Source organism: Flavobacterium zhoui (assembly GCF_042787235.1).
Classification (GTDB): Bacteria; Bacteroidota; Bacteroidia; order Flavobacteriales; family Flavobacteriaceae; genus Flavobacterium; species Flavobacterium zhoui.
The window spans coordinates 85,716-111,722 of the sequence record NZ_JBHZPY010000013.1 but is presented as its reverse complement, the minus strand read 5'-3'; the positions used below and the strand labels follow the sequence as shown (position 1 = coordinate 111,722).

Annotated in this window: 24 protein-coding genes and 1 tRNA gene; 12 read left to right on the top strand and 13 right to left on the bottom strand. The window is 33.4% G+C overall.

Annotated elements, in window-relative coordinates:
• Positions 1-63: 63 nt before the first annotated feature.
• From mnmG to ACFX5F_RS14085, 3 genes are all read right to left on the bottom strand, one after another.
• The gene (gene mnmG, locus ACFX5F_RS14095) at positions 64-1,935 is read right to left on the bottom strand and encodes a tRNA uridine-5-carboxymethylaminomethyl(34) synthesis enzyme MnmG (RefSeq protein ID WP_379852650.1); all 1,872 of its coding nucleotides are present in this window, start codon (positions 1,933-1,935) and stop codon (positions 64-66) included.
• A 169-nt stretch (positions 1,936-2,104) separates the two neighbouring features.
• Positions 2,105-2,524, bottom strand: coding sequence for an rRNA maturation RNase YbeY (ybeY, locus tag ACFX5F_RS14090; RefSeq protein ID WP_379852649.1), 420 nt, complete (start codon positions 2,522-2,524; stop codon positions 2,105-2,107).
• Positions 2,521-5,829: a DUF4175 family protein gene (locus tag ACFX5F_RS14085; protein WP_379852671.1), complete on the bottom strand. Its 3,309-nt coding sequence runs from the start codon at positions 5,827-5,829 to the stop codon at positions 2,521-2,523. Before ACFX5F_RS14085 ends, ybeY begins: the two co-directional genes overlap by 4 nt.
• Before the next feature lie 162 nt (positions 5,830-5,991).
• Between ACFX5F_RS14085 and gltX the strand changes: the two genes are divergently transcribed.
• On the top strand, positions 5,992-7,497 hold the full coding sequence (gene gltX, locus ACFX5F_RS14080) for a glutamate--tRNA ligase (protein ID WP_379852648.1): 1,506 nt from the start codon (positions 5,992-5,994) through the stop codon (positions 7,495-7,497).
• Between the two features lie 33 nt (positions 7,498-7,530).
• Here gltX and ACFX5F_RS14075 read toward each other — a convergent pair whose 3' ends face one another.
• Complete coding sequence (locus ACFX5F_RS14075; RefSeq protein WP_379852647.1) at positions 7,531-8,172, bottom strand: outer membrane beta-barrel protein; 642 nt, start codon at positions 8,170-8,172, stop codon at positions 7,531-7,533.
• A 77-nt stretch (positions 8,173-8,249) separates the two neighbouring features.
• On the opposite strand from ACFX5F_RS14075, the gene ACFX5F_RS14070 reads away from it, so the two are divergent.
• Complete coding sequence (locus tag ACFX5F_RS14070; protein WP_379852646.1) at positions 8,250-9,242, top strand: SPFH domain-containing protein; 993 nt, start codon at positions 8,250-8,252, stop codon at positions 9,240-9,242.
• A gap of 20 nt (positions 9,243-9,262) precedes the next feature.
• On the opposite strand, the gene ACFX5F_RS14065 is transcribed toward ACFX5F_RS14070, so the two are convergent.
• The 4 genes from ACFX5F_RS14065 to ACFX5F_RS14050 all read right to left on the bottom strand — a co-directional run bounded on the left by ACFX5F_RS14065 (position 9,263) and on the right by ACFX5F_RS14050 (position 12,696).
• The gene (locus ACFX5F_RS14065; RefSeq protein ID WP_379852644.1) at positions 9,263-9,559 is read right to left on the bottom strand and encodes a DUF6327 family protein; all 297 of its coding nucleotides are present in this window, start codon (positions 9,557-9,559) and stop codon (positions 9,263-9,265) included.
• 3 nt (positions 9,560-9,562) lie between these two features.
• Entirely contained in the window at positions 9,563-9,916 is a 354-nt protein-coding gene (locus ACFX5F_RS14060; protein WP_379852643.1) for a competence protein, read from the bottom strand.
• 40 nt (positions 9,917-9,956) lie between these two features.
• Entirely contained in the window at positions 9,957-10,289 is a 333-nt protein-coding gene (locus ACFX5F_RS14055) for a YtxH domain-containing protein (protein WP_379852642.1), read from the bottom strand.
• A 304-nt stretch (positions 10,290-10,593) separates the two neighbouring features.
• On the bottom strand, positions 10,594-12,696 hold the full coding sequence (locus ACFX5F_RS14050; RefSeq protein ID WP_379852640.1) for a glutamine--tRNA ligase/YqeY domain fusion protein: 2,103 nt from the start codon (positions 12,694-12,696) through the stop codon (positions 10,594-10,596).
• 126 nt (positions 12,697-12,822) lie between these two features.
• On the opposite strand from ACFX5F_RS14050, the gene ACFX5F_RS14045 reads away from it, so the two are divergent.
• From ACFX5F_RS14045 to ACFX5F_RS14030, 4 genes are all read left to right on the top strand, one after another.
• Positions 12,823-13,038 (top strand): hypothetical protein, encoded by a 216-nt coding sequence (locus tag ACFX5F_RS14045; protein ID WP_379852639.1) that lies wholly within the window; start codon positions 12,823-12,825, stop codon positions 13,036-13,038.
• Positions 13,029-13,340, top strand: a complete 312-nt coding sequence (locus ACFX5F_RS14040; protein ID WP_379852638.1) for a type II toxin-antitoxin system RelE/ParE family toxin — start codon at positions 13,029-13,031, stop codon at positions 13,338-13,340. The genes ACFX5F_RS14045 and ACFX5F_RS14040 overlap by 10 nt, the downstream gene beginning before the upstream one ends.
• 2 nt (positions 13,341-13,342) lie before the next feature.
• On the top strand, positions 13,343-13,702 hold the full coding sequence (folB, locus tag ACFX5F_RS14035) for a dihydroneopterin aldolase (protein WP_379852637.1): 360 nt from the start codon (positions 13,343-13,345) through the stop codon (positions 13,700-13,702).
• Between the two features lie 105 nt (positions 13,703-13,807).
• Positions 13,808-13,878: transfer RNA gene (locus tag ACFX5F_RS14030), tRNA-Cys, on the top strand.
• A gap of 321 nt (positions 13,879-14,199) precedes the next feature.
• Here ACFX5F_RS14030 and ACFX5F_RS14025 read toward each other — a convergent pair.
• The 3 genes from ACFX5F_RS14025 to rnr are packed head-to-tail and all read right to left on the bottom strand — an operon-like array spanning position 14,200 to position 17,780.
• The gene (locus ACFX5F_RS14025; RefSeq protein WP_379852636.1) at positions 14,200-14,880 is read right to left on the bottom strand and encodes a LysE family translocator; all 681 of its coding nucleotides are present in this window, start codon (positions 14,878-14,880) and stop codon (positions 14,200-14,202) included.
• Between the two features lie 37 nt (positions 14,881-14,917).
• On the bottom strand, positions 14,918-15,583 hold the full coding sequence (locus ACFX5F_RS14020; protein WP_379852635.1) for a head GIN domain-containing protein: 666 nt from the start codon (positions 15,581-15,583) through the stop codon (positions 14,918-14,920).
• A gap of 4 nt (positions 15,584-15,587) precedes the next feature.
• Positions 15,588-17,780: a ribonuclease R gene (gene rnr, locus ACFX5F_RS14015; RefSeq protein WP_379852634.1), complete on the bottom strand. Its 2,193-nt coding sequence runs from the start codon at positions 17,778-17,780 to the stop codon at positions 15,588-15,590.
• Between the two features lie 119 nt (positions 17,781-17,899).
• On the opposite strand from rnr, the gene ACFX5F_RS14010 reads away from it, so the two are divergent.
• Together ACFX5F_RS14010 and rpiB are read left to right on the top strand one after the other, a co-directional pair.
• Positions 17,900-18,133 (top strand): DUF2007 domain-containing protein, encoded by a 234-nt coding sequence (locus ACFX5F_RS14010; protein WP_379852633.1) that lies wholly within the window; start codon positions 17,900-17,902, stop codon positions 18,131-18,133.
• Positions 18,134-18,861: 728 nt separating this feature from the next.
• The gene (gene rpiB, locus ACFX5F_RS14005; protein WP_379852632.1) at positions 18,862-19,290 is read left to right on the top strand and encodes a ribose 5-phosphate isomerase B; all 429 of its coding nucleotides are present in this window, start codon (positions 18,862-18,864) and stop codon (positions 19,288-19,290) included.
• A gap of 8 nt (positions 19,291-19,298) precedes the next feature.
• Here the strand turns inward: rpiB and ACFX5F_RS14000 are convergent, their stop codons facing one another.
• Positions 19,299-19,577: a DUF1294 domain-containing protein gene (locus ACFX5F_RS14000; protein ID WP_379852631.1), complete on the bottom strand. Its 279-nt coding sequence runs from the start codon at positions 19,575-19,577 to the stop codon at positions 19,299-19,301.
• A gap of 118 nt (positions 19,578-19,695) precedes the next feature.
• Between ACFX5F_RS14000 and ACFX5F_RS13995 the strand changes: the two genes are divergently transcribed.
• Positions 19,696-21,819, top strand: coding sequence for a Tex family protein (locus ACFX5F_RS13995; protein WP_379852630.1), 2,124 nt, complete (start codon positions 19,696-19,698; stop codon positions 21,817-21,819).
• Positions 21,820-21,860: 41 nt separating this feature from the next.
• Here the strand turns inward: ACFX5F_RS13995 and tatA are convergent, their stop codons facing one another.
• On the bottom strand, positions 21,861-22,034 hold the full coding sequence (gene tatA / locus ACFX5F_RS13990; protein WP_379852629.1) for a twin-arginine translocase TatA/TatE family subunit: 174 nt from the start codon (positions 22,032-22,034) through the stop codon (positions 21,861-21,863).
• A gap of 214 nt (positions 22,035-22,248) precedes the next feature.
• Here tatA and ACFX5F_RS13985 point away from each other — a divergent pair, with 214 nt between their 5' ends.
• Genes ACFX5F_RS13985 through ACFX5F_RS13975 form a run of 3 tightly spaced genes read left to right on the top strand, consistent with a single transcriptional unit; the run spans position 22,249 to position 26,001 of the window.
• Positions 22,249-22,746 carry a peptidase gene (locus ACFX5F_RS13985; RefSeq protein ID WP_379852628.1) on the top strand — a complete coding sequence of 166 codons (498 nt, stop codon included), beginning with the start codon at positions 22,249-22,251 and terminating at the stop codon, positions 22,744-22,746.
• 39 nt (positions 22,747-22,785) lie between these two features.
• Entirely contained in the window at positions 22,786-24,282 is a 1,497-nt protein-coding gene (locus ACFX5F_RS13980; RefSeq protein WP_379852627.1) for a GH3 auxin-responsive promoter family protein, read from the top strand.
• A gap of 39 nt (positions 24,283-24,321) precedes the next feature.
• Positions 24,322-26,001, top strand: a complete 1,680-nt coding sequence (locus ACFX5F_RS13975; RefSeq protein WP_379852626.1) for a DUF6909 family protein — start codon at positions 24,322-24,324, stop codon at positions 25,999-26,001.
• Positions 26,002-26,007: the final 6 nt, after the last annotated feature.

Here is a 26,007-nt window from a genome sequence, read left to right as displayed (position 1 = left end):
AGCAGTATTCATTATAGGTCGCAGATCGAACTGACGACTGTAAACTGATTACTGAACACTTTCTTAACGTCCCATATAAATCAACAATACCGAAACATCACTTGGCGAAACACCGCTAATCCTTGATGCTTGAGAAATAGTTACAGGACGAATCTTGCTTAATTTTTGTTTAGCTTCAATCGACATCGATTTGATTTTATTATAATCGAAATTTTCTGGAATCTTCACATCTTCCAATCGAAGCAATTTATCAGCGTTGTTTCTTTCTTTTTCTATGTATCCAGAATATTTCACCTGAATCTCAGCTTGCTCACATATTTCCTGATCTACATCATTTGCCGCAACATAAGCCGCAACTTTCTCGAATTTCATGATGTCTGCCAAATCAATTTGTGGACGCGAAAACACTTTAAACAATTTGTCACCTTGTGTTATTAAGGCCGTATCCTTTGATTCTAAAATAGGATTTGCTTCTGCAACTGAAACACTCGTTTCTTTGAAAAAAGACACCATTTTTTCCGATTCATTTAATTTATGTTCCATTCTGCGCAAACGCGTTTCTGAAGCCAACCCAATTTCATATGACATGGGTGTTAATCTGAAATCGGCATTATCCTGGCGAAGTAAAGTTCTGTATTCAGCACGAGAAGTGAACATTCTGTATGGCTCTTCTGTCCCTTTTGTAATTAAGTCATCGATTAAAACCCCAATATATGCTTCATCTCTTTTCAATATTAACGGTGCTTTTTCATGCACTTTTAAATGCGCATTAATTCCTGCCATCAAGCCTTGAGAAGCTGCTTCTTCATATCCAGTAGTTCCATTTATTTGCCCCGCAAAATACAAACCTTCCACTAACTTTGTTTCTAATGTATGTTTCAACTGTGTTGGCGGGAAATAATCATATTCAATTGCATATCCTGGACGGAAAAATTTTACCTTCTCAAATCCAACAACAGAACGCAACGCTTTAAATTGAATATCCTCAGGAAGAGAAGTAGAAAAGCCATTTACATAAACCTCACAGGTATTCCATCCTTCTGGCTCAACAAACAACTGATGTCGCTCTTTGTCAGCAAAACGATTAATCTTATCCTCAATTGACGGGCAATATCTCGGACCCAGACTTTTTATTCTACCGTTAAACATTGGAGAACGATCAAAACCTTCTCTCAAAATATCATGCACGTCAAGTGAAGTATAGGTCATATGACACGATCTCTGATGAATTAAAGGCGAGGTGATATCCGAATAAGAAAACTTATCTGGCTTGGCATCTCCCTTTTCTTCGTTCATTTTAGAATAATCCAAAGAACGGCCATCCACTCTTGGAGGCGTTCCTGTTTTCATTCTTCCTGCTTGAAATCCTGCATTCACTAAATCTTCGGTAATTCCATAAGCGGCACTCTCGCCTGCTCTTCCTCCACCAAATTGCTTTTCGCCAATGTGAATCAAACCATTCAAAAAAGTCCCGTTAGTTAACACAACCGATTTAGATCGAATCTCCACTCCAAGCGAAGTTCGAATTCCTTTTATCTTTCCACTTTCTATAATCAAACCTTTCACCATTTCCTGATAAAAATCAAGATTTGGAGTTCCTTCTAACATCATCCGCCACTCTTCAGCAAAACGCATACGGTCACTTTGAACCCTTGGCGACCACATTGCAGGGCCTTTAGATTTGTTCAGCATCTTGAATTGAATCGCTGTTTTGTCCGAAACAATTCCGGAATAACCGCCCAAAGCATCAATCTCTCTAACTATCTGTCCCTTGGCAATTCCTCCCATAGCAGGATTGCAAGACATCTGGGCGATGTTCTGCAAACTCATTGTAACCAATAAAGTTTTGGAACCCAAATTCGCAGCCGCAGCCGCAGCCTCTGAACCCGCATGACCTGCGCCAACAACAATTACATCGTATTCTTCTTGAAACATTTTCTTATTATTTTGTTCTGAGAAAACTCAGGATTAAGATTGAAGCAGGTTTTACACCACTTAAACCTTGATTTAATTTATTGTTCCACGTGAAACATTCAACACCAACACAAATCATATTTAAAACTGTTCCACGTGAAACAATACTGCTTTGTGTTTGAAATTTAATCTATCGTTCCACGTGGAACAACGCTATCTTTTCATCTTCTTTAGAACGCATCAATAGTTCGTCAGCTTCTCCTTTGTCTTTATAACCACAATAGTGCAAAACACCATGAACCAAAACACGTTTCAATTCTTCTTCAAAAACAACATTAAAATCTTTAGCGTTGTCCTTTACTCTTTCAATAGAAACAAAAATATCGCCACTCAACTCATTCCCCATAGTGTAATCAAAACTGATAATATCGGTTAATGTATCGTGATTGAGATATTCTAAATTAATTTTATGCAAGTACTCGTCGTCGCAAAAGATGTAATTTATCTCTCCCTCTTTCTTGTTTTCTGAAGTAATAACATTGGTCAACCAAGCAGCAATTGCTTCTTCGTTGCCTAAAGTAAAGTCGGTTTCGTAATTAAAATTGATCATTTCTTATTAAAGTATTCTTGAACTTTTTGATTAAAATTCGAGCGCAAAGGTAAGGATTGTCTATTTAATATTTCGATGCTATTTAAATAATCTAATAATGCGGATGGCAATGCGTTAGATTGATTAGTAAATTCCTTTTTATTGGTTTCTGATTGCCTTTTATTTTCCTGTCCTTGTTGCTGAACTGCTGAGTTTAATTTCAATAATTCCTGTTTTACATTCAGGATTTTTTGAAGCGTCTCGTTTTTAAATCCTTTATTCAAAAGCTGTTTTTCTATTTGCTTCATTTGCTCCAAAGCGCTTTGGCCGTTTCCTCCTAGCCCCTGTTTGTTTAATTCGTTTTGTAACGCTTCACGCAGTTCTTTTTGTTCTTTGTAAATTTCCATAATAGCATTGGCATCTCCTTCACCATCATCGCCTTCTTGATCGTTTTCACCATTTTGACCAGAACCTTTTTTTCCCTTTTCTCCTTCTCCTGGTTTCTGTCCTTCTCGTGGCTTCTTCCCTTTCTCCATTCCATCCTTCATCTTTTCACCAAGTCCCTCCTGCTTTTTAATAATATCCGGCAATTGCATTCCTTGCCCTTGACCAGGTTTTGGTTTCCCGGAACCCATTCCGGACAAAGACATTTGCATGCCATTCAGAATTTCGCTCAAAAAATCCGCCAGCTTATTAGCAGCAGAAATCGTATATTGCTGATGCGACAAACCCTTTGGAATCTGTGAATCTGCCAAAGTCTCCAATGATTTATCAATGTTATAATGTACATTGCCTATTTCTTTTGTGACGTCCTCAGCTATTTTTTGGTTTCGTAAAGACATCGCAAACAAACTATCATCAACATGCTTGAACTGTAGTTTTAAATTTTGCTGTACTTTAATATTTTTATTAAAAGAAGGAGACCCCGTTTTCAGACCTCTGAACTGCAGCATCACATCTTCCTGAGACAATGAAAATGCCAACAAGTTATCTAAAATTTGTCTCAACATTTTCACATCTTCGTCCAGTTGTTCTTTCTCTGCACCTTCCATCCCTTGTTCCATTTTCATGGACATCTCTTTCATTTTCTTAGAAGCACTTTTTTGTTTAGGTTTAGCTTTAGATTGACTTTCCTTTTTTAATTCTTCAGAAGCTTTCTTCAAATCATCATTAATGCTTTTTTCTTTCTCCGTATCTTTTGGAAGATCCATTGGGGACTTAAGATCCTTATTTTCCTTTTCCAAATCTTTTAAATCGTCTTGAATTTTATCAAAAGTATCATTTATTTCCTGCTGTTTCTCTGATTTATTTTCCTTTTCGTTATCCGATAATTCATTTTGTTTCTTAGAAAGCTTGTTTAATTTATCCGCAATTTGTTCCGCTTTTTTATCTACATAATAACGCTTCGTGAGTTCCACTAACTGCGCTAAATTTTTTGTTTGGTTTTTACTATTTTGCTTAAATTTTTCTAATTTATCCAGCAAGTCTTCATTCTTGATTTTATCATTTAACGCTTTTAGTTCGTCCAATAATTTTTGATTTTTCTCTAAATCTTTATCGGCTTTATCTAATCGTTTTTGTAAATCTTCTTTTAGTTCGTCTTTTTTATCTGTTTTAAATTTATCTAAATTGTCTTTCATTTTTTCTGCAAATTCCTTCATCATTTCATCTTGTTGCTTTTGACGCTGGATAAAATCATTTACTTTCTGCTGATCATTAAATTCTAAATTGTCTTTTTCCTTTCCGCTCTTTTGAATTTTTTCAATGGCAGAGATTTGTTTGTCCTGATTTTTTAAAGACTTCTCTAAACTATTAATATTATCATTTTGTTGTTTCAAAACCTGGTCCTCCTTTTCTTCATCTGTAGAAACTCGATTTGAGAAAACAGATGATTTCGTGCTTTTAAAACGATGGATTGCATCATTATCAAAAACCTCAAAATAATAATCATACGACTTGCCTTGCTCTACAGGAAGGTTTCCAGGAAAAGTAAATACGAACTGATCAAATACTGATGCCTTCACAACAATTATTCCACGTCTGGCAGTTTGTGGCCTGTCTCTTTCAAAATAAACCACCTGAAGTTTAGACAATCCATAATCATCAGAAATTTGACCCAATACATAGTTTTTTTCCACCTTCAAACTGTCAGGAGCAGTAGTGACTCTGATAGTTGGGAACTGATCTTTAATTATTGAAAGCTGATAATCCAACTTTTCATAGTTTTTTACTTTATCATTCGAGGTAAGAATTTGATATTCTGTGTTTTGAAGGATATATTTTGATAAACTGAACGTATCTTCTGATTTTGAAAAAGAAAAAACGGATGATACAGCCTTAAAAACCACATTTTGAGTCGCTTGCGTGTTCATTTTCCAGGTAACTCTGGTTCCTTCCGGAATTATAGCGTTTCCGGTTCCTTTAATGTATTCCGGTTTTCTATTCAGATAAGACGGAAAATTTAATGACATTTCAAAATTAGAAATAGATGGTACAGTCACTACTTTCAATTCATAATCCACAGAAGAAATCCCATTGGCCTCCACGTGAAACAAAATATCTTTCGCCGGTTTCGAAATCTTAAATTGGAAATCCCCCGATTTAGTGGTTTCCATGAAATAACTTTCATCGTTAATAAAGATTGTGGCGTTTTCAGGAACAACTTTCCCTTCTGTTTTTATATGAACGACGAAATCTTTACTTTGTTCTGTTTGCAGATTATCATTTAAAAGAATGAATTTGAATGGTGCCGGAGGTAAAAATGGAGAATTAAAATGCACTACTCTATTCAAACTTTGAGAAAGTATTGTACTGTTACCCGACAAATAAAAGAAAGATAAAACCACGATAGGAAATAGCGCAAGAGGCAAGAACTTCTTGTTCTTATTTAAGATAATTGCGTTTCCAAAAAGAATCGGCTGCAAAATTTTCGCTTTCTGTTCTATTGAAGCTAATAATAATTCGGATTGATCTGCATCATTTGATAATTGTAAAAAATTAGTCAGCTTATCACTTACTTCGGTAAAATGATTTCCGATAATGTTTGATGCCTGTTTGTAGTCAATTCCTTTCTGGAGTTTGAACAGTTTAAATATTGGAAACAAAATAAATCGGAACAACAGTAAAACTTCAATAGCAACAAAAGTCCAAAACAAGAACCTTCTTCCCATTGGCTTAAGCCAAAGAAAATACTCCACAAAAATAGTGAACAAAAAATACAACAACCCTAAACCGACGAAGAATAACAATCCTCGTATCAGTTCATTGGCGTAATACTTTTTGATAAAAGTCTCCAATTTTTGAAAAATAACATTTCCTGTTTCCAAAATTTCTAACTTATTTGTAATAACCAATAAAAGTACTAATTTTTAATTAGAAAATTTATCAAATAGAAGATTAGAAAATGCACCAATTGTCTGAATTATCTAATTGCAATCCTTTTCTCATTATCTAATTAGAGTTGTATCTTTGCCACAAAATTTACAAAAATGTCGAAGCAAGTTCGTGTGCGTTTTGCACCAAGTCCAACTGGACCTTTACATATTGGCGGAGTTCGTACCGCATTGTTCAATTATTTGTTTGCCAAAAAAAATAATGGTGTGTTCTTCTTAAGAATTGAAGATACCGACCAAAACCGTTATGTTCCAGGTGCCGAAGAATATATCATGGAAGCACTGGAATGGCTGGGAATTGCACCAGACGAAACGATTGGAAAAAATGAGAAATTTGGTCCATACCGTCAAAGCGAAAGAAAAAATTTGTATAAACAATATGCGGATCAGTTAATCAATTCCGGTAATGCCTATTATGCTTTTGATACAACAGAAGCTTTGGATACAGCAAGAAAATTAGAAGAAGAACAAGGTAAAACCTTCATTTACAATCACCACAACAGAGAAAAACTAGACACTTCTTTGGTTATTTCTGCATCAGCAACTGCCAAAAGAATTGCTGATGGCTCCGCTTATGTAATCCGTTTTAAAACTCCGGTAAACGAAACGTTGCATATGCATGACATCATTCGTGGTGACGTAAAATTTGAAACAAATCTTTTAGACGATAAAGTTTTGTTTAAAAGCGATGGAATGCCAACCTATCATTTAGCCAATATTGTGGACGATCATTTAATGGAAACTACTCACGTAATTCGTGGTGAAGAATGGTTGCCATCAATGCCTTTGCACGTTTTATTGTACAGAGCTTTTGGTTGGGAAGCACCCCAATTTGCACATTTACCATTGATTATGAAACCTGTTGGAAACGGAAAATTATCCAAACGTGATGGTGACAAAATGGGATTCCCTGTATTCCCATTGGATTGGAAAACCGAAGAAGGCGTTTCATCAGGATACAGAGAAAAAGGGTTCTTTCCAGAAGCCGTTATCAACTTCCTGGCATTATTAGGATGGAACGACGGAACGGAAAAAGAATTATATACGCTTGAAGAATTAGTTGCGGCATTCGATTTGAGTCGAGTACATAAAGCCGGAGCTAAATTTGACCCGGAAAAAAACAAATGGTTCAATCACCAATATTTAGTAAAACAAAAAGATGGCGATTTGGCGAAAGCCTTCACTCCTATTTTGACGGAAAAAGGTTTCTCAATTTCTGAAAACGTAGTGACAAAAGTGGTTTCTTTGATCAAAGAACGCGCTCATTTTGTTTCGGAATTTTGGGAACTATGTGATTTCTTCTTTGTGGCTCCAACAGCTTATGATGAAAAAGCAAGCAAAAACTGGAAGGAAGAAACTCCTGCATTAATGCAAGAATTAATCTCTGTTATAGAGGAAATAACCGATTTTACTTCGATGAATATCGAAACAATCGTAAAAGATTGGATGACGAAAAACGAAATTGGACTGGGGAAAGTAATGCAACCGTTTCGATTGAGTTTGGTTGGCGCACTGAAAGGTCCTCACCTATTTGATATCGTTGAAGTAATTGGAAAAGATGAAACGATAAAGAGAATTCAGAAAGCAATAGCTACTTTATAAAAACAAAAAAGCTCCCAAATTTGGGAGCTTTTTTTATAAATACAGAATCAAATCTCCATTAATAATTCCTGGGTTTCCTTTGAAATTTACACCTAAATTCTTCGTGTTCAAGTTACCCAACATATTGTTCAGTCCATATTGATAGGAAACGTTAACTCGGAAATGACGAACTCCCGCAGTTATTCCTACGGTTGGATAGAAATTAAATTTAGAAATATCTACAATATCTTTGGCCAATAATGTGGTTCCAGAAATGTTGTTATTTTCTTTATTAGAATCAATTTTAAATTTTCCGTTTACTTGCACTAAAGGGCCAAATTCAACACTCAAATGATTTTCAATCAATTTATAACTCAACTGCAGTGATATTTGAGCTGATGGTAATTTGTAATTCACGGCTTCATTTGCTAAAAAAAAGCTTTTGGTGGCAACCGTAAAATTGTTTTCGCTGAACTGCAAAGCATAAACCATATCCCAATTATTATAGAAATTTCCTCTGACGGAAAGTCCCCCGTTCCATCCTGAACCAGCATTGGTCTGGAAATTATTAGTATTCAATGTAAACTGATTTACTCCAAAAGTAATCCCGATCCTATTGGCATCTCTATAATTATATTGCGCAAAAGAGGCTGTTGATAGCAGTATCAAAACACTAGTTAAACCTATCTTTTTCATGTTTTAAAATTTAATTAGAACAAACCTAAAGTTTTTTTGTAATTTAACGGTAACTTATTAATTAAATTATTCATACTATGAACATTACACTAATTATTATTATTGTCTTCGGATTATTTATTTTACTGTCTTCCTTTTTTACTGTCAAACAGCAAACCTCCGTCATCATTGAACGCTTTGGAAAATTCTTAAGTGTGAGGCAATCGGGGCTTCAACTTAAAATTCCTTTAATCGACCGAATTGCCGGACGCGTTAATCTAAAAATTCAACAGTTAGATGTTATCATCGAAACCAAAACGAAAGACAATGTTTTTGTAAAACTTAAAGTATCAGTACAATTTATGGTGATCAAAGAAACCGTTTATGATGTTTTTTACAAATTGGAATATCCTCATGACCAAATTACTTCTTATGTATTTGATGTCGTGCGTGCCGAAGTTCCAAAATTAAAACTGGATGATGTTTTTGAACGAAAAGATGACATTGCAATTGCTGTAAAAAGAGAATTGAACGAGGCAATGACTACTTATGGATATACCATTATCAATACTTTGGTTACTGATATCGATCCGGATATTCAAGTAAAAAATGCCATGAACAGAATCAATGCAGCGGATAGAGAAAAAACGGTTGCAGAATTTGAAGCAGAAGCCTCCAGGATTAGAATTGTGGCTAAAGCTAAAGCAGAAGCAGAAAGTAAACGTTTACAAGGACAGGGAATCGCGGATCAGAGACGTGAAATTGCGAGAGGTTTAGTAGAAAGTGTAGATGTTTTAAATAAAGTGGGGATAAACTCTCAGGAAGCTTCGGCTCTTATTGTGGTGACGCAACATTATGATACTTTGCAAGCCATTGGCGCAGACGCTAACTCTAATTTAATATTGTTACCCAATTCTCCCCAAGCCGGAAGTGACATGCTGAATAATATGGTGGCTTCTTTCAGTGCGTCCAATCAAGTGGGCGAAATGATGAAAAATAAGAATAAAAAAAGAAAACCAAAAGCGGGTGAGGAATCTCATACAGCTCATCAAACACCTCCCACTCCGGAAGAACCTGAAATAGAAATATAACACTACATAAAAAAAGAGGCTTAATTGCCTCTTTTTAATTTTGATACCCATTTGATAACCGTTGGAAAAACCTTGGAAACAAAAGGAACTGCTTTAACAACATATGGAATTGCAAGATTTATTAACGTCCCGTAATTACCTGAAAAAGCGTTCAACGAAGAACCTATCACTCCACTGACAATGTTTTGTGGTGTAAAACTCTCTTTCGTTTTTTTAATCCCGTAAACCAGTTTTTGATAACTGATTTCTTTTTCTATTTTCAATATTTCCAATTCCCTATCAATCTGAGCATAGGATGAATATTTTTTTGTTTCCATAATTTAGTCGTCGTTAAAAAATATTTCAGAAAATTTCTCTAATACTGATCCTTCAAAAAATCTTTCTCTGATTGTGAATAAAAGACCCGTTAAGACAAGGTATACCCCTGCTATGCTTAAAAATCCCAATGGATAACTGTCTAAATATTTGCCTATTGCCAACGCTCCAGCAATGGAACAAAATAATAAAACAATGCTAAAACATATAAAAATCAACGTGAACTTAAGAATCATGGTAGTTGATTTCATAGCAACCTTAAAACCCCATAATTTATAATAAGCCACATTGCTTTCCAAAAAAGACTGCATCTGTCCTTGAATATTCTCTGTGTTTTCTTTTAACTCTTCAAAAGCCATATATCTGTTTTTTAATATCAATTAGTACTGGTAACCAATATTATTTTTGAAACTTCGCATTTTGCTCTTTCAAGCTAGCCAATTTTTCTTCTAAAAAAGAAATTACATCTTCGGTTTTATGACTCACATTAGAAAGCATCTCATCATAAGTTTCCTGTAAATTATTTTGTTTGAAAAGAGAAATTTTATGTTTCAACTCTTCAGCTGCATTTTCATATTTATGCTTTAAATTATTTTTGGCTTCATCATATCCATCATTAATTTTTTCTCTGGTTCTCGAACCTTTGTCTGGTGCATATAAAATTCCGAATCCAGCTCCAATAGCTGCACCAGTTAATAAAGCTAATAATGTACTTCCTGCGTTATTTGACATAATTTCTGTTTTTATTGTTAATAATCTAAATTTACGGATTTTATTAACATCCCGTTGTTAACAAGCCGTTAAATTGTTTTCCATAAGACCAAAACACCAAATAAAGCACGCTGTTGTTCAAAAAATCAACAAACGTAAATCAAGCTGTGAAACTTAAAAAACCGCTTTAAATTTCATTTATGCGCATCTATTTTAATTGATAAATTTTATAGTACTAACAACTTTAATAAGAATTTACTATAATAAAAAAAGCACCTGATAAAAGGCGCTTTCGATTGAAAAAATCTATATCGTTTGTGGTCCGTTATAATTTCAAATCATTTAATAATTTTAGAACTTTTTCGTTTTTTTCAACATTTTTAATTTCCGAAAGTTGAGTTTCAAAAAGACTGTAGTTATTTAAATCATTTTGCAAATTCTGGATTGCCAAAATTCTGACAGCAGCCATTTGACTTTTTAAAGACATCGAATACAATTTAGTCAATGACTCTTCCTCTATGTCTTTAATTTTAACTTTATCAGAATAGTGCAAAATCAAATTAGAAAACAACAGGGAGTTATTATCATTCTTGATATTTTTGACAATTGTCTGAATAATTAAACTGTAATTATCAATACTTTTTATGTTTTGAATGATATAATTTAAAATCAAAACCGCATTATTCTCTTCTTTTTCCTTTACATATTTATTGATTTCCTTTTGAGTATTCATCAATAAATTTTCTTCCTTCTTGCCTTTTTCTTCCCAAGCATCTTTCAAACCAACGGTTTTATTAAAAACAATTTTACCTTCGGTTGTGTCTTTATCAACATTGAAATAACCCAAACGTTGAAACTGGAATTTATCATCCGCTTTTACGTCTAATAAACTTGGCTCAACAAATCCTTTTACAATTTGCAAAGAATTAGGATTGATAAATTCTAAGAAATTTTTCTCTTTATGACTGTCTGGCGCTTCATCTATAAACAAACGATCATACAAACGAACTTCGACCTCTAAAGCATGTTGTATAGAAACCCAATGCAAGGTTCCTGCCACTTTACGCTGACTGGCTTCACTCCCACTTCCACTTCGGCTGTCTTCATCATAAGTAACATGTATTTCCTTTATGTTTCCAGCAGCATCTTTTACAACACTTTCACCTTTGATGATATAAGCATTTTTAAGACGAACTTCTCTGCCTAAACTCAAACGGAAAAATTTAGCTGGTGCCTCTTCAAGAAAATCTTCTCTCTCAATGTATAATTCTCTTGAAAAAGGAACTGTTCTGAATCCTGCACTTTCATCTTCCTGATTATTTTCGGCTTCAAGCCATTCTTCTTTATCTTCTTGATAATTAGTAATAATCAATTTTATTGGATCCAAAACTGCCATAACTCTCGGAGCCGTCTTGTTTAAATCTTCCCGTAAGCAAAATTCCAAAAGTGAAAAATCGATGACATTTTCTCTTTTGGCAACCCCAATGATATCACAAAATTTACGAATAGAAGCAGCTGTGTAACCACGTCGTCTCAGTCCTGAAATGGTAGGCATTCTGGGATCGTCCCAACCATTTACTATATTTTCCTGAACCAGTTGCAGTAGTTTTCTCTTACTCATTACCGTGTAATTCAAGTTCAAACGTGCAAATTCGTACTGATGTGGTCTTACTTTTGATTCATCATAAATTTGGTCTAAAAACCAATCATATAATTCACGGTGCATTACAAATTCAAGTGTACAAATAGAATGCGAAATTTGTTCGATATAATCACTTTCTCCGTGTGCATAATCATACATTGGATAGATATTCCAATCGTTTCCGGTTCTGTGATGATGACGGTGTAAAATACGATACATTAACGGATCACGCATCAACATATTAGTTGATTTCATATCAATTTTAGCACGTAAAACATGGCTTCCTTCCGGAAAATCTCCGTTTTTCATTCCTTCAAACAAAGTTAAATTTTCTTCTATGGAACGGTTTCTATAAGGTCCATCAACTCCAGGTTGTGTAGGAGTTCCTTTTTGAATCGCCATATCTTCCGATGATTGACTGTCAATATAAGCTTTACCATTTTTAATCATGCCAACCGCCCAATCATATAATTGTTGAAAATAATCAGAAGAGTATAATTCTTCGGTCCAATTAAAACCCAACCATTTCAAATCTTCCTTGATTGCATCTACATATTCCTGTTCTTCTTTGGCTGGATTGGTATCATCAAAACGCAAATTAACTGGCGCATTGTACTTTAATCCTAAACCAAAGTTCAAGCAAATAGATTTGGCGTGACCAATATGCAAATACCCATTCGGTTCCGGCGGAAAACGAAACCGTAATTTATCTTGAGGAAAACCGCCTGATAAACTGTCTTCAATGATTTGTTCTATAAAATGGAGCGATTTTTCTTCGGTTGACATATTTTTTCTTAATTTTAGCAAAGATATAAAAAGTTTATAGTTCGTGGTTTATGGTTTGTAGTTAGATTCGCCATAAAGAACAAACTATAAACAAAAATTTGTATTTTTGTTTAAATATTAAAGGTGATGAGACAAATAACAGTTACAATTCCAGACGATTTTTACGAAACTTTTATTAGTTTTTTCAAACATATTCCTGACGTTTCTATAAATGACAACACAGAGAATGAAGTTCCGCTATGGCAACAAGAAATGGTTTTAGAACGAATGAAAAACGCTAAACCAGAAGATTATATTCCTTTAGAAGACGCTTTGAAAGAATTAGACAAAAAATGGCTTTAAAAGAAAATTATAAAACCACCATTCTTCCTAGAGCAAAACAAGAAGTTAATGAAGCAGCCGAATATTACGAATCTATAAGAATAGGATTGGGTAAATTATTTTATAAAGAGTTCAAAAACTATGCCTTAACGTTAAATAACATTCCATTTTTTGAAGTAAAATATAACGAAATCAGAATATTACCTCTTAAAAAATTTCCATATTCAATCCATTTTACAGTTGATGAATTTGAGAAAATTGTTTCAATTCAAGCTGTAACCTCCAATTACCAAAATCCAAACACCACAAGATTAAAATTATAAAAATGGGATTTATAAAATTAAAAAACATCAGAACCTTTTCCTATCATGGTTGTTTAATTGAAGAGAGCAAAATAGGTTCCGATTACAGAGTAGATTTAAAAATAAAAACAGATTTACGACAGTCGTCATTATCAGATGAATTAAATGACACCGTAGATTATGTGCATTTAAATCGAATTGTAGAAGAAGAAATGGCCATTCGATCCAACTTATTGGAACATGTGGCACAACGTATAATTACCAGGACATTCAAAGAAATTCCATCTATTTCCAGAGTAATTTTAGAGGTTTCAAAATTAAATCCTCCTATTGGTGGTGATGTTGAAGCAGTTACTATAGAAATGGATGAAACTAGAAGTTAGGTTAATTACGAATTACGAATTGGCAATAACAAATTTTTAAAACTTTGTGGTTATTGGCTTTCCTTTTTTAACTTTTTTAGTATATTTGCACACCAATAAATAATTGGCGTCGTGGCCGAGTGGCTAGGCTGGGCTCTGCAAAAGCTCCTACTCCGGTTCGAATCCGGACGATGCCTCTAAAAGAGATACAGAAATGTATCTCTTTTTTTTTGCTTAACTTTTTCTTAAAAATTAAAGATAATATCAATCAGACACAGAATTTATTACAGTGCTTTTTTAAAACTTATATGCTTTGTATGTTTAGAATTTCAAACCATATAAGGAATATAAGTTCATTTAATAAACTGTCATTTTTTGTCATTCCGACAAAGGAGCAATTTCATTTAAAGATTAGTTTTTCTACTTAGTTAAAACGACAATTTTCAAGATAAAAAAAACCTAAATCGGAATATTTTTATCCAATTTAGGCTTTCTTTATTTTTGAATTAAAAACTTCTTTACTTATTTTCTATTTTTTCGAAGGCATTTTTTACCATTTCTTTTTCTTTTGGAAACCAACCTTGGGTAATTAAAACGACACCAAAAATCATTAGAACAATACTAATTCCTTTTTTGATTTTAAGAATATTAGTAGGTGTCAATTTATTTTTTAACTGTTTGGCTAATAGAATTTTAATACAATCTATAAATAAATAAGATAAAATCACTGTTGTAAAAAAAGTCATCATTCTGGAAGTTTGCATTTCCAGTTTTGGGCCAACAGAAATAATAATTGCCAGCCAAAAACCAAGAACACCAATGTTAATGATATTTAAAAAAAATCCTTTTACAAAAAGACTTCCATAATTCTTCTTTATAATCTCCTTATCAATTATATCAGTATTTACCTTTTCTTCTTTTTTTAATTGTATGAAAGAAATAATACCGTAAACTAACATCAATATTCCTCCAAAAATAAAAAGAGCCGGCTTATCTTTTAAACTTTGAATCAGTCTATAACTTCCTAAATAAGCAATTCCTATAAAAACAATATCACCACAAATTACACCTAAATCAAATACTAATGCCGCTCTAAATCCTTTTATAATACTGGTTTCCAGTAAAATAAAAAAAACAGGACCTATCATAAAACTTAAAAAAATTCCCCACGGAATACCGGATAAAATATCGTTTATCATTAAAATTTAAAATTTATCAAATAGAATTGCAAAACTATTATTTTTCCATGATAGTTCCACCAATGAAAACTTCTTTATTAATTTGCTTCGGTTTTCCATAAATATAGACAGAGCCTCCAGCTTTAACTTTTGCATCTACTAATACTGTAGCATTGATTTCTGCATTTCCTCCAGCAGAAACGCTTATTGAGGTTTGTGTCGTATGTAAATCCTTTGCTTTTAGAACTCCTCCAGAAGTAATAACAACATCTTGATTTAATGCTGTTCCTGATAATTCAATTATTCCACCAGCATTAGCTTTTACATTCACTTTATCAACATTTATGTCAATGTTAATAACTGCACCTGATTTTGAATTCAAATTCAATATGGTTTGTTTAAAATCAGTTTCACTTGAAACGTAGCTTCCTTCACTTGCGCTTATACCTTCAATTTTTTTAAAATATAACTTCACTATAATATCATCACCTGATAATAATTGTGGAAAAGGCATTCTAATTTTGAGAATACCGTTTTTATTGACCACTTCTACTTCATTCGCTCTATTACCTGTAATGATGGTTTTATTTTCTAAACCAGGAATCAGTTTTAAATTGATTTTGTCAAATACTCGTACTTCATCAAAATCTCCTAAGTTTCTAGTTAACTGAGCATTTGTTAATTGGCTTAATAATACAACTGCAATAATGACTAATTTTTTCATTTTTTTATTTTATTGGTTCTTCAATTCTTCGTAAAAAATTAAAATCCAGTTGTTTTTTAACTAAATCGGCGTTTTTTACTTTAACGTAAATTTCATCTCCTAATTGTAATAATTTTCCGGAAGTTGCGCCAGTTAATGCATATTGTTTTTCGTCAAAGGTGTAGTAATCGTCTTTTATATCGCGTATTCTACACATTCCTTCACATTTATTTTCGATAATTTCAACATAAATTCCCCACTCAGTCACACCAGAAATTACACCCAAAAATTCCTGATCCTGATGATCTTGCATGTACTTTACCTGCATGTATTTTATAGAATCTCGTTCCGCATTTGTTGCTAAACCTTCCATCGTGGAAGAATGAACACATTTCGTTTCATACGTTTCTTCATCTGCCGATTTTCCTCCGTCCAGATAATGCTGCAATAATCGATGCACCATTACATCGGGATAACGACGAATGGGTGATGTAAAATGAGAATAATATTCAAAAGCTAAACCGTAATGCCCAATGTTATCGGTAGAATATTTGGCTTTACTCATACTTCTAATAGCAAGAGTATCAATTAAATTCTGTTCTTTTTTACCATTCACTTCTTCCATCAAAGCATTCAATGATTTTGAAATATCACCTTTGTTTCTAAAATCAATTTTGTAACCAAACTTTGCAATTAAAGTTTGCATGGCAATCAATTTATCTTCATTTGGTTCATCATGAATCCTGTAAATAAATGTTTTCTTTTGTTTTCCAATGAATTCCGCTACTTTTCTATTTGCCAAAAGCATGAATTCTTCAATCAGATGATTGGCATCTTTTGATACTTTAAAATAAACACCTTGAGGTTCTCCATCAGCATCTAAATTGAATTTTACTTCCACTTTATCAAAAGAAATAGCGCCATCAGCCATTCTTCTTTTTCTGAAAATTTTAGCTAATTCATCCATTTTTAGCGTCGCAGCAACTATTTCTTTCGAAACTTTATACGAACTACCAGTTATAGAAATTTCTTCCGGAATAACGTCATCTTTCGTTTCTATGATGTACTGTGCTTCTTCGTAAGCAAAACGCTGATCCGAATAAATTACCGTTCTACCAAACCATTGATTGACTACTTGCGTGGTTTCGGTGATTTCGAAAATAGCGGAGAATGTATATTTTTCTTCATTTGGACGCAACGAACAAGCAAAATTTGATAATACTTCAGGTAACATTGGCACTACTCTATCCACTAAATAAACCGAAGTTGCTCTTTGATACGCTTCATCATCAAGGATTGTTCCTTCTTGAAGATAATGGGAAACATCAGCAATATGAATTCCAATTTCGTAATTGCCATTCTCTAATTTTTTGAATGATAAAGCATCATCAAAATCTTTGGCATCTTTTGGATCAATCGTAAAGGTCAATGTATCCCGCATGTCACGACGTTTAGCAATTTCACTTGCTTCTATCGATGTATCAATTTTTTGTGCAAACGTTTCTACTTCTATAGGAAATTCTGATGGTAATCCGTATTCAGCAAGAATGGCATGAATTTCGGTATCGTGTTCTCCTGGTTTCCCTAATACTTTTATTACAGAACCAAAAGGACTATCGGCTCTGGCTGGCCAGTCTTCTATATGAACCAAAACTACATCTCCTTGTTCCGCCTCGCCTATTTTATCTTTTGGAATAAAAATATCAGTATACATTTTAGGATTAGCTGTTGAAACAAAAGCAAAATTAGCTTGAATGTCAATTACACCAACAAAGTCGGTTTTATTTCTTTCAATTACTTCAATTACCTCACCTTCCGGTTTTTTACCTTTTCTTTTGTTATAAACATATACTTTTACAATGTCTTTATCTAAAGCGTGATTCAAATTATTTGTTGGAATAAAAACATCTTCTTCCAGTTCAGAACAAACGAAATAAGCTGTCTTACGACCAGTCATATCAATTTTACCTTCGTAATAATCTTTACTTACTGCTTTAACTAAATATTTTCCGGGTTCTGATTCGATAATTTTATCTTGAGAAGCGAGAATCTTCAAATCTTTAATAATTTGATTTCTGCTTTGGGTATCATCGAGTTCTAGCTTTGCTCCTATTTGTTTGTAATTGAATGCTTTATTAGCACTTTGCGATAATATTTTTAATATTTTATCAGAGAAATCTTTCTCTTTTTTTATCGGCTTTCTTAATCTTTTACTCATACATCTTTTCTTATAAGCTATAAAATTACGAAATAGTTAATGGTTATCAATAAACGGTTAATAGAATTAAAGAAAATATAACTTTACAGAATAGTTGTATCTTTATAAAAACGATTCAAATGGAAGACTTTCAAACCATTGCTATTTTTAATTATTCACATGAAATTGTTGTTCTAAAACATATTTTAGATCAGGAGGGAATTCATTATTTTTTCGAAAACGAAACTACACTAGCGGTTGCTCCTTTTTATTCTGCAGCGTTAGGTGGTATTAAACTAAAAGTCCATCCAAACGATTTTCAAGCGGTTCAAGATATTTTAGACAATCTAAATAACAATCTTAGAATTGTTTAATTAATTCATAGCGTTTACAATTCTTAAACTTGATTTAAAAATTTTTAAAACTTAAATGTTATCAACATATATTAATATAAACAAAAAGAAAAATTAAATTTAAATTATTTTTTGGTTGTTATTATAGCTTGTTAATAATGGCAATAAATTTATTTTAAAATGTATTGAAATGAAGTTTTAGGATGTTATATAGAGTTATTAACATACTTATTTTATAGTAAAGGTTTAGTTTTAAAGCGGTTTTAAATTTTAATTAACAATGGTTAATAATGTAAAATGAATCAGTTTTGTAAATAAGTATTTTATAATTTTTTGTTAATAAACTACTTTTTTATAATGATAACTATTCTAAAAATTCACCAAACAAAATTTGGATTTCTAATGTGGGTTTTGGATTACTTATTTTTTTGTTACAACCCAAAAAAACTTCTAATATTCTATCTAAAGTTATAAACAATATATGTTAATTTAAAGTTAACTGAATATCAAGCAATTGCGTTTTACTATTAACAATGTAAAAAATTAACAAATTTATTATATAATCCACATTGATTTCTAGTCGTTTATGCATTTAAAAGAATTGTTAATAAGTGCTAATTTGGTAACAGTCTGGTAGTTATAGAAAGTTAATTTGAATTAATATATTGTATTAAAGAAAGCGAGAATTAAATTCAACAAAACTAAATTTCTTTATATAAATTTGCAGCACACAACTTAACTCATTACAAATGAAAATCTCCATAGGAAACGATCACGCCGGACCAGAATACAAAAAAGCAATTGTTGAAATGCTTAAAACAAAAGGACATGAAGTAACTAATTACGGAACTGATTCTATAGATAGTGTAGATTATCCTGATTTTGCGCATGCTGTTGCAAATGACATAACGGAAGCAAAAGCTGATTTCGGAATTATTATTTGCGGAAGTGGAAACGGAATCGCTATGGCAGCTAACAAACACGCTAAAGTTCGCGCCGCTTTATGTTGGATGAAAGAAATAGCAGCTTTGGCTCGCCAACACAACAATGCTAACATCATCAGTATTCCTGCTCGTTATACTTCGATTCCACAAGCGGTAGATATGGTAGATACTTTTTTAAATACTGAATTTGAAGGTGGAAGACACCAAACAAGAGTGGATAAAATTAGCTGTTAAGATTTATTTTAAACGAAAATTTTTTCATAAAAATAGAACACAGCAATTCCAATTAAAATTTGGATAAATACAATTCTGTAAAACTTAAAGAGATAATATTTTTTAGATATTTTATGACGAAAAATATACATGGCTAATGCCGAACCAATTGTGCCTCCGACAGCAGCGAATGTTAAAAGGGTTTCTTCGGAGATCCTTTTTTTTTGCACAATCGCCAATCGTTTGTCATAAGCGATAATTATAAAAGCTAAAATATTTAAGGTCAAAAAACTATATAATAAAGTCATAATTGATATAAATTTGAAGTTAAAAGCTATTATTTTAGCTAAAAATTAATTAGACGATTTCATTTTTTCTAATTAAAAATTTTTCAGATTAATGCATTTAAAATTATCTAATTACAGGATGACCAATATACAATTTATAGCTAAGCATGTTTCGACGGAAGCACTTAATATTCAAAATACAGTTCAATTATTAAAAGAGGATTGTACGATTCCGTTTATTTCCCGTTATCGAAAAGATACAACCGGAAATCTGGATGAAGTTTTTATTGAACAAATTGCCAAATTCCAAAAGGATTACGAAGTTATTGTAAGAAGGAAAGAAGCGATTTTGAAATCTATTCTGGAACAAAATGCGCTTAGTCCGGAATTAGAAAAAAAGATCCAAATCAGTTTCGACTTACAGGAATTAGAAGATTTTTATTTGCCCTATAAAAAAAAGAAAAAAACCAAAGCCGATGTCGCTCGCGAAAACGGATTAGAGCCATTAGCCAAAATCATTATGGCGCAAAATAATGATGATGTCGATTTTATTTCTACCAAATATTTGAATGTAAATGTAATTAATGAAGATGCTGCGCTGCAAGGTGCGCGCGATATTATTGCCGAATGGATTAATGAAAATATTTATGTTCGAAAACAACTTCGAAGATTGTACGAACGTAAAGCAGCTATTACAACAAAGGTAGTAAAAACAAAAAAAGACGATGAAGGCGCACAGAAATTTAATCAATATTTCGATTGGTCAGAACCGTTGACTAAGGCACCATCGCACCGATTATTAGCGATACTGCGAGCAGAAAATGAAGGTTTTATTAAGTTTAAAGTAGAAGTAAATATCAACGAAGCCTATGATATTATTGATGCGTTAGTTTTAAAAAGTCAAAATAAAACCACGCCACACGTACAGTTGGCGATTGAAGACAGTTACAAACGATTGTTGAATCCGGCAATTTCCAATGAAGCTTTGCAGGAAGCCAAAGTTAAGGCTGATGCGAATTCGATTCAGGTTTTTGCGAATAATTTAGGACAGTTATTATTAGCTCCGCCTTTGGGTGAAAAACGAATTCTGGCGATTGATCCAGGATTTAGAAGTGGTTGTAAAATCGTTTGTCTGGATGAAAAAGGCGATTTATTATACAATGAAACGATTTATCCGCATGCACCCCAAAAAGAGGAAGCGATGGCGATGAAAAAAATTCGTTCGATGGTGAATTCGTATAAAATTGATGCCATTTCAATAGGAAACGGAACCGCTTCGCGCGAAACCGAATTCTTCATCAAAAAAATAGCTTTCGACAAACCGGTACAAGTTTTTATTGTTTCCGAAGCTGGTGCATCCGTTTATTCCGCATCTAAAATTGCGAGAGAGGAATTTCCTAATTATGATGTAACGGTTCGTGGCTCGATTTCTATTGGGAGACGACTATCTGATCCGTTGGCCGAATTGGTAAAAATTGACCCGAAAGCTATTGGCGTAGGCCAATACCAACATGACGTTGATCAAAATAAGTTAAAACAAGAATTAGATAATACGGTGATTCGTTGCGTGAATTCAGTGGGGATAAATATCAACACGGCGAGTAAACATTTGTTGAGTTATGTAAGTGGAATAGGAGAGAAGCTGGCCGAAAATATTGTTCAATATCGTTCTGAAAACGGTCCTTTCACCGATAGAAAACAATTGAAAAAAGTACCGCGATTGGGTGAAAAAGCGTACCAACAAGGTGTGGCTTTTATCCGGATTTCGAATGCCAAAAATCCTTTAGATAATTCAGCAGTTCATCCGGAAGCTTATGGAATTGTAGAGAAAATGGCCAAGGATTTGAAATTAACGGTCAATGATTTGATTACCAATGCAGCAAAAACGAGTTTAATAAAGCCAGAAAATTACATCACGCCCGAAATAGGTTTGTTGGGATTGAAAGACATCATCAAAGAACTCGAAAAACCAGGATTAGATCCTAGAAAATCAGCTAAAGTATTTGAATTTGACCCGAATGTAAAAACCATAAAAGATGTAAAAACCGGAATGATCTTGCCGGGAATTGTCAATAACATTACCAATTTTGGTTGTTTTGTCGATATTGGAGTAAAAGAAAGCGGCTTAGTTCACATCTCACAACTTAAAGCAGGTTTTGTTAGTGATGTCAACGAAGTAGTGAAATTACACCAACACGTTCAGGTAAAAGTAACGGAAGTCGATGAAGACAGAAAGAGGATTCAGCTGACAATGATAATTTAAACCATAAAAAAAAGGCTTTTCAAATTATGAAAAGCCTTTTTTTATTTTGTTTCTTCTTCTTTTTTATCTGCTGATGGGTCCTCTTTAGCAGCGTTTTTGAATTCTTTAATTCCACTTCCTAGACCTTTCATTAATTCTGGAATTTTTTTACCTCCGAAAAGTAATAAAACAACGGCCAATATAACAAGGATTTCTGTAACACCTAATCTTCCCATGATTGAATAATTTATGCCGAAGCAAATTTGTAATAAAAACTATGGACAAAGATAATTATAATAAATTAATAGGAACTCATTTTAAGGCAATTATTTGGTTTTGCCAACGTTAAAAATTTATTAAAATATATTTGCCGTTTTGAAAAAAGCGTTGAAAGCATACAAATACTATCAATAGCATTAATTGTCTATATTTGTTCAATAATCAAATTATATGTCCAAGAAAAGACAAAAACGGAAAATAATTAAGGAAAATTTATTCAATAAAAGACGTTTAATAATTCTAAACGAGGATACTTTTGAAGAGACCTTTTCTTTAAAACTCACATTGATGAATGTTTTTGTATTTGCTAGTTTGGGAGCGATAATTATTATAACGGTTACCACTTTTATCATTGCTTTTACGCCGTTGCGCGAATTTATTCCTGGATATTCGTCTTCTAAATTAAAAAAAGACGCGACTCAATTAGCTTTAAAAGCGGATTCTTTGTCATTTGTATTGAAGAAAAATGAAGCATATATCAAATCAATCCAAAAAGTATTAACCGGGGAATTGGAGTTTGCTAAATTCAATAAAGATTCCATCCTTGGCGCAACTGAAGAAGTTTCTTCTCCAGTAAATTTATCCCCTTCAAAAAAGGAAATTGATTTAAGAGCGCAAGTGGCTAAAGAGGAAAAGGGCGCTATTTCTAAAAAAATAAAATCTAAGTAAAACAATAGTATTTATTCTTAAAAAGTACAAACATAAAAAATGTCAATAAAATCAGTAGCGGCAAAACTTTTTGCAAACAAAATATATAAAGAAACACAAGCTTGGGCCAAAAATCCTGTTGCAGCCCAAAACAAAGTTTTACAAAAGTTAATCAAAAAAGCTAAGGGAACTCAATTTGGGCTTGACCATCATTTTGACACCATAAAAACAAGTGCTGATTTTGCCAAAAATGTTCCAGTACGAGATTATGAAGCACTAAAAACTTATGTTGACAGAGTAGTTAAAGGAGAAGAAAATGTGCTTTGGAAAGGAAAGCCATTGTATTTTGCAAAAACATCGGGAACAACTTCCGGGGCTAAATATATTCCGCTGACCAAGGAATCGATGCCGTATCATATTAAAGCAGCGAGAAATGCAATTTTGCATTATATCCATCAAACGGGAAAAGCGGATTTTATTGATGGGAAAATGATTTTCCTTCAGGGAAGTCCAATTTTAGAAGAAAAGTACGGTATCAAACTGGGCAGATTATCTGGAATTGTAGCTCATTTTGTTCCAAAATATCTGCAAAAAAACAGAATGCCTTCTTGGGAAACGAATTGCATCGAAGATTGGGAGACCAAAGTAAATGCGATTGTCGAAGAAACATTCAACGAAAATATGACGGTGATTTCCGGGATTCCTTCTTGGGTGCAAATGTATTTTGAAAAACTGCAACAAAAAGGAGGGAAGCCGGTTGGTGAAATCTTCAAAAACTTTAATTTATTTATTTACGGCGGTGTCAACTATGAACCGTATCGCGCCAAATTCGAAAATTTAATAGGTCGGAAAGTAGACAGCATAGAACTTTTCCCTGCTTCCGAAGGATTTTTTGCCTATCAAGATTCCCAAAAAGAAAAGGGAATGCTGTTGCTCTTGAATTCGGGAATTTTTTATGAATTTATAAAAAGCGACGAATTTTATGCGGATCCCGAAGGTTCTGGACCAAGACGTTATACTATTGGCGAAGTGGAATTGGGTGTAAACTATGTTTTGATTATTTCTACCAATGCAGGGCTTTGGGGATATAACATTGGCGATACGGTCCAGTTTACATCATTAAAACCCTATCGAATCGTTGTTTCGGGAAGAATCAAACATTACATTTCGGCTTTTGGGGAACACGTGATTGGTAAGGAAGTAGAAAGCGCGTTGCAGGAAGCGATAACTGGAAGTACTATTCGGATTAACGAATTTACCGTTGCGCCTCAGATCACACCAGCAGAAGGATTGCCGTACCATGAATGGTTCATCGAATTCGAGAACGAACCGGAAGACAGCGGAGCTTTTGCAGAAGCGATAGACAATGCAATGAGAAAACAGAATATGTATTATGACGATTTGATTGTGGGGAATGTATTGCAAAAAGTAGTTGTAACCAAAGTGGCAAAAAATGGATTTCAGGACTATATGAAATCAATAGGAAAATTAGGCGGACAGAATAAAATACCAAGACTTTCTAATGATAGGAGTATTGTTGATTTATTAAAACAATAAATAAAAGAATTACATTTACGGGTTAGCAAATAAAAAAGAATGAAAGAGACTAGAAATATATCAAGATCCAGAGCACAGGAATCATCGGCAGCTATTGAAAAAATGTACATCACCATGCGCCATTTATTTAATAGAGGTTTTTATAAACCAATGGGAATTTCTGGAGACACATTAAGAGAAGCTTTATTGGCGCTGCGCCCTGAAATATATGGAAATATTGGTGAAGAAAAAGTAGAATTAAACGGACTTTTATATGTTATTGAACGCCTTCCACTAGGAATTGAAGAATGTCGTTTTATCAATTTAACCTCGGAAGAAGGATATTCTAAATCCCATTTTAAAGCGATTGTTCCACCTAAAAGAAGACGTAATTGCTATCGAATTGATGAGGAACAAATGAATGTGGAAATTACCCGCGGACGTTCCGATATCTATGATATTTTGACGCATTTGACTTTTATTTTCATCGAATCCCATAAAATTAGAAATAGAGTTTTGCTGGATGACGCCGGTGAAGTATCGCGCGACTGGTTTAAACTGGAGCAGGCGGTTTCCCAAAATAAAAAACTGACGCTTATAGAAAAAGAGAAAGCGATTTCACATGCAGCGAACATCCTAGGACGAACATTTGAAGAAGTTCTAGACATTTACGATGCGTTTGGTTCGGCTGCTTCCCCGGATCGCTTTTTGCATGTGATTTTTTGGTTGGGAAAATTGGCAATTGAAGAAGTTGTTGATGATAATAAAAGGACGATAACTTTTAGTCCTATTTTGAGAGAACGTTTAGGACATCATATTCATGGTGAAATATGGGCAACAAATATCAAGGAAGTTTTGAAAGAAAACAACCTTTTAGGTCGTCCGATTCATGTTATCAGTGCCAATATGCACAGCGTAATGAACTCTATTTTTGCAACGGAGGTTTTAAAAACCAAATTTAAAGGCAAATCAGATTTCTTTATTTATGAAGAATTAAGCAAGTCAGGCGCAAATGAAGTTCGCAATCAAGTTGAAGAAGTCGCTTTGAAATGTGGAATGATTTCGCTGCCGGACACCTCGGGAACGAATATTGACGTTCAAATTTTTGATACAGCCAAAATGGATTGGGCTAAAACTTCGTTTCCAAAAGCTAATACAAAAGCTAAACAACCAGTATTAATAGTCATGGATTATGCTTTTGGCGAGCAAGCCTATGAAACTATCGATGAATTATTGAAACCGTATAAAAAAGAGACTTTATTGAATGTAGAATCCGTTTCTATAATGGGAAAAGCGGGAATTCTGGAAGGCGGAAAAGGAGATATCATGATCCCAAATGCTCATATCAATGAAGGAACTGCAGATAATTATTTTTTCGAGAATGAATTAACGGCTGACATGTTTGAAGGTAACGGGATTTCAGTATTTGCAGGACCAATGGTTACTGTACTGGGAACATCCTTACAGAACAGGGATTTATTGAAGTTTTTCCATGAATCAACTTGGGGCGTAATTGGATTGGAAATGGAGGGTTCTTATTATCAAAAAGCCATTCAATCGGCTTCCAAAATCAGAAAAAGTGTTCCATTAAATGTTAAGGTAAGGTATGCGTATTACGCGTCGGATAATCCACTGGAAACCGGAAGTACATTGGCCTCTGGCGGATTAGGAACAACGGGAGTAAAGCCAACCTATTTGATTACCATTAAAATATTGGAACAAATTTTCAACGTAAAATAAAAAGAT